Raw genomic sequence first — 14,497 nt, 5'->3', positions numbered from 1 at the left:
TTAAATTTATAGGGTAAAAATCAAGGATACAAAGATAATGGCTTTCCCTGTTTTTATTCGGAATATCCGGTTCTTTTATGCTGACTTTTCAACGATTCGGGTGGAAAAACCGCAAAAAAAAACCGGTTCTGTTGAACCGGTTTCTCCTGGTGGACCCAGAGGGAGTCAAACCCCTTTTACTTCAGTTTACATCATTCCCGCTGAAAGATGCGCTGAAGGCCTTGTTTCCAGAGGGTGAACGCAATATGTTGTAAAGTTTGAGCATATTGTTGATAAGTTAAACTAATGTAATTTGGTCCCGACTTGGTCCCGACTTATCTTTACTGAATCAATCTTGGACGATTATGAAATACAAATTCTTTTTGGCTGATCCCCAATCAGCGTCAGAAACTACAATTCTGCTTTTTGTTCGGAGGACTATCAAGTCCGAAGACGGCCTGAGATCACAACGGCAAACCACCAAGATAAGCACTTCTGAACGGATCAAGCCCAAAGCTTGGAACCAACAGAAACAGCGTGTATTGGCTTCTTATTCCGGTGCTGTTGAACTGAATATCAGACTCGAAAGGATAATCAACCGGGCAAAGGAATTTAACGATAATCTCGCAAGAGATGGGCGCAAATTGTCCCCTACTCAATACCGGACTGAAATAATTGATTTCATCTTCGGGAATCCAATTGAATCGAAGCGAGACTTCTGGGATGCTTTTAACAGGTTCACTTCAGAGAAGGAAACAAAGAGAGGTCTTTCAACTATTAGAAAATACAAAAACCTTCAGCGCTTATTGGAGGAATTTTCACAGATCAGGACCGTTGATTTTGAATCAATGAACCCTGATTTCTACAGATCACTTCAAAACTACTTTGTCAAAGAGAAGAAATACGTTAATACAACCACCAACAAGAATTTCAAACTACTCAGAACATTCATGAAATGGGCAGAATTAGAGGAGCTCACAACCAATAAAGGATGGAAGGGGTTTGAATTCTTACCACAGCACAAACCGAATGTAGTTTACCTGTCGAAGGCTGAGATTGAAAGTATTTTATATTACGATTTCAGCAAATCAAATTTATCGGACGCTACTATAGAAGCCTACGAACGTGCCAGGGATCTTTTCTGTTTTGGTTGTTACACCGGGCAAAGGTGGGGAGATATTTCAAAGATCACCAGAAATCAAATCAAGGGTAATTTTTGGAGTGTTTCACAGGAAAAAACAGATACACCTGTAAGAATTCCTTTGTCTGATCCGGCCCTGTATATTCTTTCTAAGTACAAAAGTGACACCTATCCCCTTCCACGTGTTAGCAGTACGAAAGTGAATAAGCATATCAAAGAGATTGCAAGACTGGCAGGAATTGACGAACCGATTACAATAGTGAAAAACAAAGGAACCGCAAAGGAGGCGATCACAAAACAAAAATGGGAATTGTTGTTTGTTCACAGAGGCCGTTCATCATTCATCACAATCAGTCTACTTGATGGAATGCAGCCTGAAGTTATTATGAATGTTTCAGGTCATACAGACTATAAAACAATGCAATCCTACATCAAGATCACTGAAAAAATCACTGAATCTGAAGTCAATAGAGTTTGGAATAAAAAGCCAGATTCAAACATGAAAGTAGTTTAACCAACATAAATTTTCACATTTCTAAAATCAAACACCGATGAAAACCACAGCCAGAAAATCAATTTCATTGCCAGTGAACAAACCATCTGTTGAAGTACAACAGCAAGAATTCAAATACTCAAAAGAACTACTGACAATTTTTCATGCCGCCCTTGATATTGTAGGGATACAGAGTGCGGAAAAAACAACGGAAGAGCTGAATACAATGTTTGAGCTTGCATTAACAGATCCAAATTATGCTGCCCAGGGCACTAAGATCGCTGAAAAACTGACCCTTATCAATAACCTTACAGCAAGCCTCCGAAAAATTGAAGGTGCAATAAACACAATTCCAGAAAACGAATTCAACAAGCTATCAGCTCAGTACATGGGCTTACAAAAATAGTAGTACATTTTTGCGCCCGGTTCTTAATTGTTCCGGGCGCGTTTACTTAAACTAATTTCTTGGACGAATGGAAAGAGAAAAAAAAAGTTTTAGTGATTTTGCGGACCAAAGTTATTATTCATTGGTTTTTAAAAATGAAGCTCGTAAATCGAAATTTCAGATTGAGATTGATGAATTAAGGAGCGAAGCAACAGATTCAGATTTTACATATTTGAATTCTCGGGTTGAAGGCGAATTCATTCACAATTTCAAGAATTTCTTTTTGGAGTTTCAGGATTATATAAAATTTCATCTTGATGAATTCAAAGGAGAAAAACGGGATTTTATTCAACACCTTACTAACAGTATTCATGCTTCGATAGCGAGAACAAAAGGAAGTTTGTTTACTGAAAAAAAGAGAGCTGAAGCTGGTTTTCCAAACAACATTGCATATAGAATGCAAGGAATTAAAGAAAGAGAAACAATACTGGCTTGGATTCAAAGCGACTTATTGCCATTGTTTAACGCAAGCGCCAGTCTGTCACCCGTAAAAAACAGGAATAAGGTTATTGGAACAGTGCTTTATTTAATTTTTACAAAAGAACTTCAACGTGATATCCCATACCATGCCCCGTTACTTAGAATTGAAGTTGAAAAACACTTTTCTGAATGGGGAAGCTTTTCAAATAAGGATATTCAAAATATTCAAGGTGCAATTCGAAAATTTTCTGATGTAGCAGCACCAATACACACAAGTTACACTCAAAACGAAGAACGAGCTGTTAAGGGAGTTCTTTCTAAATTCAATTATACAACTGCTTTGTCTATCGCAAACAGAGAAGTAAGGTATTTACACAAATCCTGATTAGTCCCTAAGTTCCCTAACTTAGGGTGGTTCTGGCACAATATGTTTGTACTTATAAATTGAAGTATAAGCATGAAAGCTGCAATTCTGTCACCAGAAGAAATCGAAGATCTTATTCAACGAGGCGCCAAAGCCGCGTTAACTTCCTTCCTTACCTCCCATCCTGATTTTAAGAAGCAACCTACTAAGGTCCAGGAGCAAGATTCGCTTTTGACTACAAAGGAGCTGCAGGAGGAATTGAAGGTTTCGCGCGTTACTATCAATGCATGGATGAGGTCCGGAGAAATCCGATTCAAGCGCATTGGTCGCAGGGTATATTTTTCGAGAGCTCAAGTGATGGAGATGAACAGCGCGAAGGGGGGCCGGAAGCATGGGCAATAGTTCACCTGCTTTTCAATTTTATCCTGGTGACTGGCTCCGGTCCTTACGTGTTACAATGATGACACACGAAGAGCAAGGAATATACATGAGGCTGTTGTGCTATTGTTGGTTAAACGGTTCAATTCCCAAAAACACCAAACAACTAAAGTCGCTTGTAGGTGGTCGGTGCAAGCAGCAAAGTATAGAAAAAGTTAAAGAAATGTTCACACAAGACCCAAGCCATACTGAAAGTCTTGTGCATGACAGGTTAGAGTCGGAAAGAATAAAACAGGCAGATTTCAGAGTAAAAAGGTCGAAAGCTGGAAAAAAATCTGCCGAAAGGTTTAAACGGATGAACAACACATGTTCAACAAGTGAACAACAAGCGGACAACTCTTCATCTTCATCTTCTGATAGGAACGGTGTTGTTGAAAATGGAAATTATAAACCAGTGAAGGAGCTGAACCAATGAGAGCTGAAAATAAAAAAATCTGGTTTCAGCCTCTTGACATAAAAGACAGGCTTGATGAGATAAAGCGCACCGGTAATTCTCGCGGCAAATCAACTGGATTCAGTAGCCTGGACGATCACATGACACTCATGTTACGGACCACCCTGTATTTTTACGGCGCTCCATTCTCAGGAAAATCTGAAATAATTTACGACCTGCTTATTTACTGCATACAAGTTCACGGATGGAGGGTTGCAATTTTTTCACCTGAATCCGGATCAAAAGAAGAAATTCTTGCGGAAATAATATCTAAAGTAAACAGACGGCCTTTTTACAAAAATCAGGACGGTAATGTTTCCGAAGATCAGATGTATCGGACTGTTGCCGAACTACAGGATAAACTTGTCATCATTGATCCAGGCTACAATGACATAACGCCTGACCAATTTTATGAGCTTATTGACGAGGCCGAAAAGCAAACCGGAAAAATTCAGGTTACTGTGATAGATCCTTGGAATGAGTTAAAGCATGATTTCGGAAAAGCAAACAGGCAGGATCTGTATTTGGAAGAAAAGCTTGGTCTGATCCGAAGGAATGCGCAAGAGAAAAACAGGCTCAACATAGTTTCTACACATGTAGCCGATCAAATGTACGTGCAAGACGGGAATTCAAGATTCTACCCGGTTGCATCTCCCAGAGAAATTGCAGGCGGGCAAGCGTGGTATCGGAAGGGCATGAACATGATTTCTGTCTGGAGGCCACCGTTTGGATTGAATGACGAATCTGGAAGGCCATACGAAGAGAACGAAGTTCATCTTGTTATACAAAAATACAAGCCGAAGGGAGTCGGAAAGCGCGGAACATGCACGCTTTATTTTGATAAATATTCCAATCGGTATTATGAAAAAATAGATGAAGTCAGGAGGTTTCCTGCATCATGAATATAGAGGCACTGGCTCAAACATTCGAGCCCATCAATAAGATGAAGGCCGACATGCTTGAAATCGAATTAGCACACAGTCTTGGAGATAGACTCGACTTACTTCAAAAATTAAAGTTGTTGTTTGAGATTTATCACGAGGCCTACGATCAACTGAATATTGCTTTGCCGGCAGCCATATCGCTGAGTAAACAAAATAGACAATACGAAAGCAAATTACTTGACACCCTATCAGAAATTGAACGACTGAAACTTGAATTAGAATTCCAAAAATAAGACCACAATGATAAACCCACTAACCAAGAAGCTTCAAAAGCAAATTCACCGGCTCGAAAGCGAGCGCGATGAAGTTACCAAGACATACAAAGCAAGGATCAAGGTTATCTCCTCAAAAATCCACTGGCTTCGTGATCAGGTTGCCAATAATAGTGCCCGTTAAAATAACGGCAAAATATCGGGTACAGAAAAAATCAATTAGCGAAGAGATACGCACACGCGTTACAAGGACAATAAAGCAAGGGACAATACAAATGATACAACTCACCAACTCGAAAGATATCGTTCAAAATTTGGAGCCACTGCGCTCTAAAAGCGGGTATTCTTTGACCCGTGTCCATGAATCAGAAAAGGGATTCATTTACGAAGAGGTATTTAATGCATCCGGAAAAATCCATGGATATGAAGTTTTCAAACGAATAACATTCGGTGCATTCAGTATTGCGGGCAAAAGCTTCCCTGCAGGTACACGGTATCCAGGTAACGAAGATTTCGGGAAATGGGCATGGAGTGTTCATAGCTCCTCCCGGGACTGAAATAAAGGAATCCATAAACTTGAATAACAATCGATTGAATCCGAGACATCAAAATAACGGGACCACCAAGGGACCTAAAAAGCAGAAACCCGGCTTTTTACGCAGGTAAAAGACCGGGTCCTGATCAAAGCTTGGACGAATTGATAGATCAAATGTACATGAAAAAAGCAAGATTCACCACAACAGAATTTCTTCTTGATGTAGTTCAGGACCCGAGTTATCATCCAATTATGAAGGAATGCGAAAACACATTCCCAGGCGTAAGCACAATGTTGAGAGAGGCAGTTAGCGGCTACAGGCCAGATGGAATTGAAATGAGTATTGATTCGCATGAGGGAATCATATCAACAAGGTTTGGGCTTGTAAATGAAGTTGGAAGTAGATGTGAAATGATTGCATTCAAGGATCAAGAATTGGGTGGGAAAATTATTGTCAGCTTAAAGTTCCGAGATATCAAGGGAAAGGAATTGCAGTCTTTCAGTTTGTCAGATTACGGTATCGAACAGTTTAAAACCGCTCTCAAGCAAATAAAAAATATTGGACTATTAAAATGAAATCAAGCTACTCCTATTCTGAAATAATTGAGCAAATCAACAGGCCTTTAAGTTATGAAGACAGGCTGATTGCTTCCGAACGTTTGTTCCCTGGGGTTATCGAATTTGTTGATGATCTATCGGATCTGCTTGACAGCAAAGGAATCACTGTTCAACTTGAAATAGATTCTTTGAATCGTGAAGTTATGGAGGTCACGCTATACAATCAGAACAGGAAGTTCATTAAATGTATCTACACGTGCAAGCGCAGTGCCAATGACGAGATTACTACCTCGCAAGAAATCGATTTATATAATTCATCCGGATTGTTAGCCCATGTATTCAGGCAGGATGATTTCAGTCGAATCACCTTTGAATTAATGTTAAACCAAATAAATATTCTCATACAGTGCATTTAAAAACCAAAACCAAAGCAATGAAAACAACAAATGAAAAAGTACTCGTCTACAAAAATGAAGATCAAATAAACAGGAGAATCCTTTCAGCAAAACAAGGGCTGATTCCTATTCAGGTATTTCTTGACGAAGCGAAAGAAGCGGGAATACCAATTTCAACAGACAACCTTTCAGAGGCGCTTCATGATCCCGAAAGATTCGCAAAACGCTATTTTGAATCTATCGCTCCCGAAACTCCCGCGCTTCCTGGTGGATTCAAAGAAAGTCGACGGTCGTTTCTTGATAGAATTGAATGGCCCAGTACGTCCAGATTTTGTCATTCCGCGAATGAGGGACTGAAACGAACTGAAAGAATTGCCGCCCCTTTGGACGCTTATGTTATTTCGGATTATGATGTAACTATTTCTGAAACATGGCTGCATTCAGTTGAAATCGAATCTTCAGTCTTCGCAGTCACAGAAAAAGAAAAAGAACTGCACGAAGCATATCAGGGAATGATTGATTCAATCACAAAGTTCAATGAATTCACGCGCAAAGAAACCGGACTGAATCGCGCTATTGACCCAAATGGCACACAAGGCGGAACACTCCGGGACTATGTTGGATTTGACAAAAATGGCGGTCTTGCTATTTCTTTGGGCCCATGGATCGATCTGGTCAAACGTCTGAAAAGTTAAAGTGAACACCTGTTGCAACAGTGTTGCAACACTTATTCAAATTCAATAAGGTAATTTAAACGAAAGAACAAAAAATGAAATCCAATGAGAAAAATTCCGGACGAATTTCTGATACAAGCGCTATGAGATTGAAGGAAAGAATCGAAAAGCTTTCCCTGGATATTGCCAGACTGGAAAAGGCGGACCGGAAAAAGCAATACCGTTCAACTAAGTCGAATAGTGAAGCGAGCGAAGTAATTGGTCGCAACACAACCGGGAGGAGGTATTTCTAATGGCAAGAAATTCAACTTCATTTAATGTTGAACGGGCAAAGCTCGCTAAACAAAAGGCAAAGCCCAGAGGTCCGGATAAGCGAAATAAACTTGCAAGAGAATTAATCACGAGCCTGATTGAATCAGAATATGACAACATTCTTGCAGCTATTGCAAAGCTCCGCAGGAGAAGCCCAGCCAGGTATCTTGATATCATGATATCACTATTTGAGTATGCAATCCCGAAATTATCAAGGGCTGAACTCGAAGTGAACAGCACCGCGGAACAAATCCTTACAATCGTTGTACCCAATGAAGATACCAGATTAGAAATTGAAAAACTAAAAGCGTCAGTCCAACACCCTCCTACTCAAGGATCACAGCAAACTGTTATCGGGCCGACAGTTGAATGATTTCCTATTTAGTAAACATTAATATTTTAAACAGAAAGTAATGAGCATTGGCAGAGGTAAAAGATAAAGTCCTCCTTCAGGTGGATGTGGACATCAAAGGTCTGATCACCGGAATTGCAACAGGAAGAGAGAGCCTTCAGAAATTATTCAAAGAACAGGCAGAGGTAGCAAAGCAGATGAGCCTGCTGGCAGCTGCCGGAAAAGAAGCCACTCAGGAATTTAAGGACCTTCAGCGTGAAGCCATCCTGCTTGAGCAAAAAGAAAAAGCCTTAACCACAGAAATCCGCAACCAGGAGAAGGCGGTACAGCTTTCTCTCGCCGCTGATCAAAACAAACAGGACTCGCTTCGTCAGCTTCAGAACCAGCTCGCGGCAAGTATCCGGGAATGGAATCTGCTTTCTGAATCGGAACGCGAAACATCAGAACGCGGAAAAGCTCTGTCTGCTTCCATTACTTCTCTCAATACAAAGCTGAAGGAGCAGGAAGCAAGTACCGGAAGGAATCAGCGGAATGTCGGTAACTATGCCGGAGCTCTTGAATCGGTAAAGCAGAAACTTACAGAGCTTGCTAACCTGAAAGCCGATATCAACAAAGCAGGTTTTGAGAATGCGCAGAATACGCTGGATGATATCAACGCAGGAATTTCAAATCTTGCTGCTGAGTCAAAGGATAAATTTTCACAGGTTCAGGCTGCTCTTCTTGCAACCGGAAAGACGACCATCGAGCAGGCGGGTTCATTAAAGGAACTCACCCAACTCATCAAAGCATACAGTGATGCTTCACTCCTTGCAACCGATGATGTGAAGGCTCAGTTTGTTAATCTGGCAGCGGAGGCCAAGGACAAACTCGGAGACATCAAGCAGGAGATCAAAAACCTCGCTTCAGATACCTCCACATTCAATGCGATTACCGAAGGGGTGAAGACCGTTGTTGCAGGGTTCACGCTTATTCAAGGAGCTTCCGGACTTTTCGGCAAGGAGTCTGAAAATATTCAGCTCGCTATCCAGAAGACAGCATCAGCACTTCTGGTTCTGAATTCAGTTACCGAGATCACCAATGCGCTGCAAAAGGAATCTTCTCTGGTAGTGAAAGCAACTGCCGCGGCTCAATTTCTCTGGAATGGTGCGCTTGCAGTTTCCACGAACCTTCTCAGGATTTTCGGTATCACCACATCTGCCACAACTGTTGGCGTAAGAATTTTCACGGCTGCTTTGATCTCGACCGGCATCGGTGCGCTGGTTGTTGGTATTGGTCTTCTGATTGCGAATTTCAGTAAGGTAAAATCAAGCATTCAAGACCTATCGGCATTCATTCAAAGCAAGGTTGGAATCTTCGGGGTTATCTTATCGCCGATTCTTCAGCTCATTTTCCTGGCCGATAAATTAATCGACATCCTTCCTAAAATAGGTAAAGCGATCGGACTACTTGACAACGATCAGGCAGAAGGACTGAAGAAAAATGCGGAGGCTCTGAAAACACAACAGGAAGCGATTGTACAGCGTTATGAAATAGAATCTCGTCTTGCCAAGGCTGCAGGTCAGGATACTGCCACAATCGAAGCAGAGAAGCTCAAAGCGCAGAAGGAGAATATCACCAAGCAAATCGGAAACCTGCTTCTCTTAAAACAGGCAAATGGTAAACTCACAGATGATCAGATCAAGGATCTGGACGAACTCAAGAAGGCCTATGTAAAAACGTATGCCGATATCGTTGTTGCTCAGAAAGAATTCGAAACGGAGAAGCAGAAAATTGCGGACAAATTACAGACTGATCTCCTTGCCATAGAAATCAAGCGCAGACAACTCGAAGGATCTGATACTACCAACCAACAACTGGAACTGGCTGAGAAAGAACGTGAGCAGGCCGTGAAAATTGCCACAGCAAAAGGCGAAGACATCACAGGCATCGAAGCAGCATTCTCACTTCGTGTTGCTGAAATCCAAAAAGAAGCTGCCGACAAGCAGCGTGCGCTCGCTTTTGATGTACGTCAGTCAATTATCGATATCACAAAGGACGGTCTTGAAAAGGAAATTGCAGCCGAACAGCTTGCTCGGGACCGGAAACTTGCTGCCGTGAGCGGGAATTCGAAAGAAGAAATTCGGATCAGAGAGAACATTCTTGAGGAAAGTAAAAATAATCTCAAGTCACTCAATCAAAAATTTGCTGAAGAAGAGCTTCAGACCCTTATCAGAAATGAAGAACATGAACTTGAAATAAGAAGAACTCTTGCTGAAGCAAAGGATCAACAAGCAATCGCAGAAGCAAGAACCCAGCTTGAAAGAAATGCAAGGGAACTTGAAGAAATAAATCATCAATCAAAATTAAAGATTGAGGCACTTGAGCTTGCAAAGAAAAAGGAACTGGCTGCAGAAGATAAACTCACAGCAGATGAACTACAGAGGATTCAGGGCACTAAGGATTTCAAGCTACTTTCTGAGCAAGAGAAAATAAATAAACTCAATGGCATTACTGAGCAAGGTGCTGTCAACAGGGAGTTAATTCAACAGAAATATGATGCATTAGAATTTGAATCGGTTAAAAGCAGTACCGATAGAATCAGTCAAGTAAAACTTGAAGGACTTAATGCACTTGCCCAGGCTGATTTAGAATTCGCAAATCTTCGCCTTGATGCAGGAGCGGAGAATGCATCCAAGGAACTGGACCTGATGATGAGTCAGCTCAATGCTCAGGAGGCTGTTGAGATTTCAAGCAAGCAACGTACCGAGGAAGAAAAGAATCTGATTCATGAGAAGTACGAAAAACTCAGAACCCAGATCACACTTCAGAATGAAGCTCAGAAACTTGGTGTCATCACAAATGCCCTGGATACAGCTGCAGGATTCTTTTCCAAAGATTCAGCCCAGTACAAGGCTCTTGCCATCTCAAAGGCACTGATCAATACATATCTCGGAGTAACGCAATCGCTTGCAGCTTACGCATGGCCTTTCAATGCCATTGCTGCTGCTGCTTCACTTGCCGCAGGACTTCAGAATGTGGATGCTATCAGAAGTCAGAAGTCAGGATTTTATGATGGTGGTTATACCGGTGACGGAAACCCTACATCCGAATCAACTGCAGTCGGGCCAAGACCTTGGACGTATCACAAGAGGGAATACGTGATTCCTCACAAGGTACTATCGCATCCAGAGGTATCTCCGTTTGTAAAGAATGTGATCGAGCCGCTCAGAAGACGCACCCATGGAAGACAGAGTGTACATCAATTTTCCGGTGGCGGCTTTGCGCCAACTGCCGGGTTTACTTCTTCTCAAAGCATCCCCGTTCCAACAACCGAGGACATGGAGATTGCATTCACCAGGGCGATTTCAAAGATGCCTGCTCCGGTTACATTTATTGAAGACATTAAATCTGCTACTGATAGAACTACCCGTCTTGCAGAAAGGCAGAAGGCATGACAAATATTTAAGAAGTTGATAGGTTTGAATTCCTATCAACGGGCCGGTACGCCATTCCGGTCCTAGTTTGTTTTGAATGATGCAATTAGCCCGGAGAAATCCGGGCTTTTTGTTTATATTTGAAATACCAAAAACTCACTTATCATGAAAAAAAATAAATATTTTCTATTGTTAATTATTAGCTTAATGTTTACATCATTGTGCGAAGCGCAAAAAGACACTCTGTATAAAAGCCTTTTGGAGAAGTTTTCAGAACGCTCTGGATCTTTAATGAAAAGAGAATTTTTTGATGTTGGAAAAATCCGGGGTATGAAAATCAAAATGATGAAAATTACCAACCTGACAGATCCAGGGAGTAAAACATTGAGTGGTGCACGGTTTGAATGTTCAACACAATATTCAGACTACATTGCGTTTGTTGATGCGGATGAGCTGGATGGACTAATAGCTTCGTTGGATTTTATTCAATCGAAAATATTTAATGATACAGCTAAAACTTATACTGAAGTAGAATTTAAAACAAGAGGAGGATTTAAATCAGGATGTTATTTCTCACAGAACGATAACAAGTGGAGCGGCTATATTCAGGTGGCTTCTTATTCAGATAAGTCCATGGTGTTTCTTGAGCAGGAAGATTTCGGTAAGTTCAAAAACATGGTAGAACAAGTCAAAGAGCTGATGAAGCAACCTTTTGTTAAATAAATATAGAAATTCGACTTGTGCTAACATAATTACTTATGATTTTTAACACAGAACTTAGAAGGTCGGCTGAAATTTACAGGTTTTACGAAGCAAAGATTATAAATATTGAGCAAGTCGGACTTATCGATAAACTGCTGAAGGGACTATTTGTTTATCGGGGTCAATCCGATGAATCCTGGAGGCTGGAATCTTCGCTTGAAAGGTTTATACGGGACTCAATAACTGCAAGAAGCGAATATACTTTTTCAGAAAAGTGGATGCTACATGAATTCAAAAGAAAGGCACATTTTTTTAATATTCACAGACCATCAGAAAATAATAACATAGAATGGTTATCGATTATTCAGCATCATGGCGGTCCTACCCGATTGATTGATTTTACAAATTCATTTTATGTTGCACTGTTTTTTGCATCAATGGAACCCAAAAAATCTGGGTTCTCTGTAGTTGGTATAAATAATGATGCAATTTTTAACAGACTCCATGATTTAAAGGTTACTTCATACGACCGCGAAGAGACAACTATTGACGAAATTTACCACCTTCAAAGAGATGTTGCGAATTCATTCATTGGAAAAGAAAGTTCAAACGTTCGGCCGGCATTGATATCATTCGAACCCGAAATATTTTCAGAAAGAATATCAAGGCAGCAAGGGTTGTTCGTATTAGGTACAGATTCAGAAATATCATTTGAAAAAAATGCAATGTCGTTCTTTGACAAGGGAAAAGAGGCAATAAATTATGAATCGATTGGAATTGAAGATTTCACTGACCTATTTCAAGACCAAAAAAGAAGGCATGAAGTAGCTTTGTATAAATTAAACTTCTCAGCCAATCTTCGAGGACCCATCAATAGAATGCTTCGGATGATGAATTTGAATTATGAAATTTTATTCCCTGGGCTTGATGGGTTGGCAAAGTCTTTAATTTATAAAAACGGTTAAAACCTGATTTATCTAAAACCACCGATTAATTCATTCACGTATTTTTCCAACAAATAACTCAGGGAGTAAACCAATTTGAAAAATAAAATATTCAAATCGTCTGGTCCGGTAATAACCCACGTAAGCCATGAAAAGAGCTTGTGGATCGTTATTGCATTACCAATACCCTCAGACAGAAACTTTATTCCATCAACTATTTGTTGAATGGTAATCTTTGATCGTCCTTTCTTTTTTCGAGCTTGTTTCTTTAGTGTTCTCATCGGTTAGATTTTGAACACACAAAGTATCTTCAGAGGGGTCTTTAAAAAAGGACAGGTGCGGTTTTGGTCCCGTAGCGGTCCATTCAAAAAAAAAACACCCGACTATCTTTTTGACAATCAGGTGTTAACGCTTTTCAAAAGTGGACCCAGAGGGAGTCGAACCCCCAACCTTCTGATCCGTAGTCAGATGCTCTATCCAATTAAGCTATGGGTCCTGAAATAGATTTTGAGGGCGCAAAGATAGATTAAAAATCAATTCTGCAAATTCTTTCAGTTTGTTCCCGGATGATAATACTTTAAAGCGGTGGGCATGAATTCTCTAAGATTTTTAATCCGGGTTTGATCACTTGGATGTGTACTCAACAGTTCCGGTGGTTTTGCTCCTCCTTTTGAGGCCATCCGTTCCCAAAATGTGATCGACTTCTGAGGATCATAACCTGCCATCGCGGCGAAAATCAATCCGAGTTTATCGGCTTCTGTTTCGTGTGTCCGTGAATATGCAAGTGTTCCTAATACAGAACCTGCTCCGTAGGCTGTCATAAAAATATTCCTGGTCTCCGCGCTTTTTTGGGACAATGCCACATCAAGCGCCATTCCGCCCAAAGTAGAAACCATCATCTGGCTCATCCGCTCATTACCATGTCGCGCAACAGCATGGGCGATTTCATGACCCATGACAATGGCCAGACTCGATTCGTCCTGCGTAACGGGAAGTAATCCACTATATACGACAACTTTCCCGCCGGGCATACACCATGCATTCACTTCCTGAGAATTTACGAGATTGAATTCCCATTTATAACCGGCAACTCTTTTTGCATAACCGTTTTGATTCATGTAACGCGTTACGGCAGCTGAGATTTTTGCTCCTACATTCTTCACCATGTTCGCATCCGCGGTTCCATTGACGGCAGGATGTTGATTGAGGAAATCTTTGTAATTGCTGAGGCTCATCGACATCAATTCACTCTCAGGTAATAAATTCATTTGCTTCCTTTTTGTGATCGGAACTTTACTGCAGGAGAACAGGAAAAGCACAAGAAAGACAGAGGAAAGAAGTTTCTTTTTCATTTGTTTGGCTTAAGTACACTGTAAAAACAAAAACCCTACCAACATCAGTTTTCTGATGAAGCGGGACGGAACAAATTAATTCGAAATTATTTGATCACGGCTGAAAGACCACGGTCACACAATGCTTCACGCATCGGGTTGAGATCAGAATAAGAGCCGGATTTCACCACACATTTACCATTGTAATGAACAATATAAGTACACTGCTCCGCCTGAAGCATGTCGTGATTGCAAACTTCTACCAATGCTTCTATCACAAAGTCAAAGGTGTTTACATCGTCATTAAATAAAACGAGATCCCGCTGGCGAGCTTCGACGACTTTTTCATCGACGACTTCTTTAAATTCCAGATCGTGTGCAGTTCCGGAAAGATTCATGGCTTATTTCTACA

The 14,497-nt window shown here is 40.8% G+C and carries 20 protein-coding genes and 1 tRNA gene; 17 read left to right on the top strand and 4 right to left on the bottom strand.

Going from position 1 to position 14,497, the window contains the following annotated elements; translation table 11 throughout:
* The first annotated feature begins 344 nt into the window (after positions 1-344).
* The 17 genes from IPP86_00285 to IPP86_00205 all read left to right on the top strand — a co-directional run bounded on the left by IPP86_00285 (position 345) and on the right by IPP86_00205 (position 12,775).
* Entirely contained in the window at positions 345-1,634 is a 1,290-nt protein-coding gene (locus IPP86_00285) for a site-specific integrase (protein ID MBL0136951.1), read from the top strand.
* Between the two features lie 37 nt (positions 1,635-1,671).
* Complete coding sequence (locus IPP86_00280; protein MBL0136950.1) at positions 1,672-2,019, top strand: hypothetical protein; 348 nt, start codon at positions 1,672-1,674, stop codon at positions 2,017-2,019.
* Positions 2,020-2,086: 67 nt separating this feature from the next.
* Positions 2,087-2,863 (top strand): hypothetical protein, encoded by a 777-nt coding sequence (locus IPP86_00275; GenBank protein ID MBL0136949.1) that lies wholly within the window; start codon positions 2,087-2,089, stop codon positions 2,861-2,863.
* Between the two features lie 72 nt (positions 2,864-2,935).
* A complete protein-coding gene (locus IPP86_00270; GenBank protein MBL0136948.1) occupies positions 2,936-3,244 on the top strand; it encodes a helix-turn-helix domain-containing protein in 309 nt (102 codons plus the stop codon).
* On the top strand, positions 3,234-3,695 hold the full coding sequence (locus tag IPP86_00265; protein ID MBL0136947.1) for a DUF1376 domain-containing protein: 462 nt from the start codon (positions 3,234-3,236) through the stop codon (positions 3,693-3,695). The genes IPP86_00270 and IPP86_00265 overlap by 11 nt, the downstream gene beginning before the upstream one ends.
* Positions 3,692-4,615, top strand: coding sequence for a hypothetical protein (locus IPP86_00260; protein MBL0136946.1), 924 nt, complete (start codon positions 3,692-3,694; stop codon positions 4,613-4,615). Before IPP86_00265 ends, IPP86_00260 begins: the two co-directional genes overlap by 4 nt.
* The gene (locus IPP86_00255; protein MBL0136945.1) at positions 4,612-4,890 is read left to right on the top strand and encodes a hypothetical protein; all 279 of its coding nucleotides are present in this window, start codon (positions 4,612-4,614) and stop codon (positions 4,888-4,890) included. Before IPP86_00260 ends, IPP86_00255 begins: the two co-directional genes overlap by 4 nt.
* Positions 4,891-4,897: 7 nt before the next feature.
* Complete coding sequence (locus IPP86_00250; GenBank protein ID MBL0136944.1) at positions 4,898-5,053, top strand: hypothetical protein; 156 nt, start codon at positions 4,898-4,900, stop codon at positions 5,051-5,053.
* A 91-nt stretch (positions 5,054-5,144) separates the two neighbouring features.
* Positions 5,145-5,426, top strand: coding sequence for a hypothetical protein (locus IPP86_00245; protein ID MBL0136943.1), 282 nt, complete (start codon positions 5,145-5,147; stop codon positions 5,424-5,426).
* A gap of 158 nt (positions 5,427-5,584) precedes the next feature.
* Complete coding sequence (locus tag IPP86_00240; GenBank protein ID MBL0136942.1) at positions 5,585-5,980, top strand: hypothetical protein; 396 nt, start codon at positions 5,585-5,587, stop codon at positions 5,978-5,980.
* Entirely contained in the window at positions 5,977-6,378 is a 402-nt protein-coding gene (locus IPP86_00235) for a hypothetical protein (protein MBL0136941.1), read from the top strand. The genes IPP86_00240 and IPP86_00235 overlap by 4 nt, the downstream gene beginning before the upstream one ends.
* A 17-nt stretch (positions 6,379-6,395) precedes the next feature.
* On the top strand, positions 6,396-7,052 hold the full coding sequence (locus IPP86_00230) for a hypothetical protein (GenBank protein ID MBL0136940.1): 657 nt from the start codon (positions 6,396-6,398) through the stop codon (positions 7,050-7,052).
* A 74-nt stretch (positions 7,053-7,126) separates the two neighbouring features.
* Positions 7,127-7,324: a hypothetical protein gene (locus tag IPP86_00225; protein ID MBL0136939.1), complete on the top strand. Its 198-nt coding sequence runs from the start codon at positions 7,127-7,129 to the stop codon at positions 7,322-7,324.
* Positions 7,324-7,716: a hypothetical protein gene (locus IPP86_00220; GenBank protein ID MBL0136938.1), complete on the top strand. Its 393-nt coding sequence runs from the start codon at positions 7,324-7,326 to the stop codon at positions 7,714-7,716. Before IPP86_00225 ends, IPP86_00220 begins: the two co-directional genes overlap by 1 nt.
* A 47-nt stretch (positions 7,717-7,763) precedes the next feature.
* Positions 7,764-11,129, top strand: a complete 3,366-nt coding sequence (locus IPP86_00215) for a hypothetical protein (protein ID MBL0136937.1) — start codon at positions 7,764-7,766, stop codon at positions 11,127-11,129.
* A gap of 144 nt (positions 11,130-11,273) precedes the next feature.
* Positions 11,274-11,831: a hypothetical protein gene (locus tag IPP86_00210; protein ID MBL0136936.1), complete on the top strand. Its 558-nt coding sequence runs from the start codon at positions 11,274-11,276 to the stop codon at positions 11,829-11,831.
* Between the two features lie 35 nt (positions 11,832-11,866).
* Positions 11,867-12,775 (top strand): FRG domain-containing protein, encoded by a 909-nt coding sequence (locus IPP86_00205; protein ID MBL0136935.1) that lies wholly within the window; start codon positions 11,867-11,869, stop codon positions 12,773-12,775.
* A gap of 8 nt (positions 12,776-12,783) precedes the next feature.
* Here IPP86_00205 and IPP86_00200 read toward each other — a convergent pair whose 3' ends face one another.
* From IPP86_00200 to IPP86_00185, 4 genes are all read right to left on the bottom strand, one after another.
* The gene (locus tag IPP86_00200) at positions 12,784-13,035 is read right to left on the bottom strand and encodes a hypothetical protein (protein ID MBL0136934.1); all 252 of its coding nucleotides are present in this window, start codon (positions 13,033-13,035) and stop codon (positions 12,784-12,786) included.
* A gap of 141 nt (positions 13,036-13,176) precedes the next feature.
* Positions 13,177-13,250, bottom strand: a tRNA-Arg gene (locus tag IPP86_00195).
* Positions 13,251-13,305: 55 nt separating this feature from the next.
* Positions 13,306-14,106, bottom strand: a complete 801-nt coding sequence (locus IPP86_00190; GenBank protein MBL0136933.1) for a M48 family metallopeptidase — start codon at positions 14,104-14,106, stop codon at positions 13,306-13,308.
* A gap of 86 nt (positions 14,107-14,192) precedes the next feature.
* A complete protein-coding gene (locus IPP86_00185) occupies positions 14,193-14,483 on the bottom strand; it encodes an ATP-dependent Clp protease adaptor ClpS (protein ID MBL0136932.1) in 291 nt (96 codons plus the stop codon).
* Between the last annotated feature and the right edge of the window lie 14 nt (positions 14,484-14,497).

The sequence above is a fragment of the Bacteroidota bacterium genome (assembly GCA_016720935.1).
Taxonomy (GTDB): Bacteria; Bacteroidota; Bacteroidia; order AKYH767-A; family 2013-40CM-41-45; genus JADKJP01.
The sequence above is the reverse complement of the archived record's forward strand: the minus strand, read 5'-3'. Positions and strand labels throughout refer to the sequence as shown.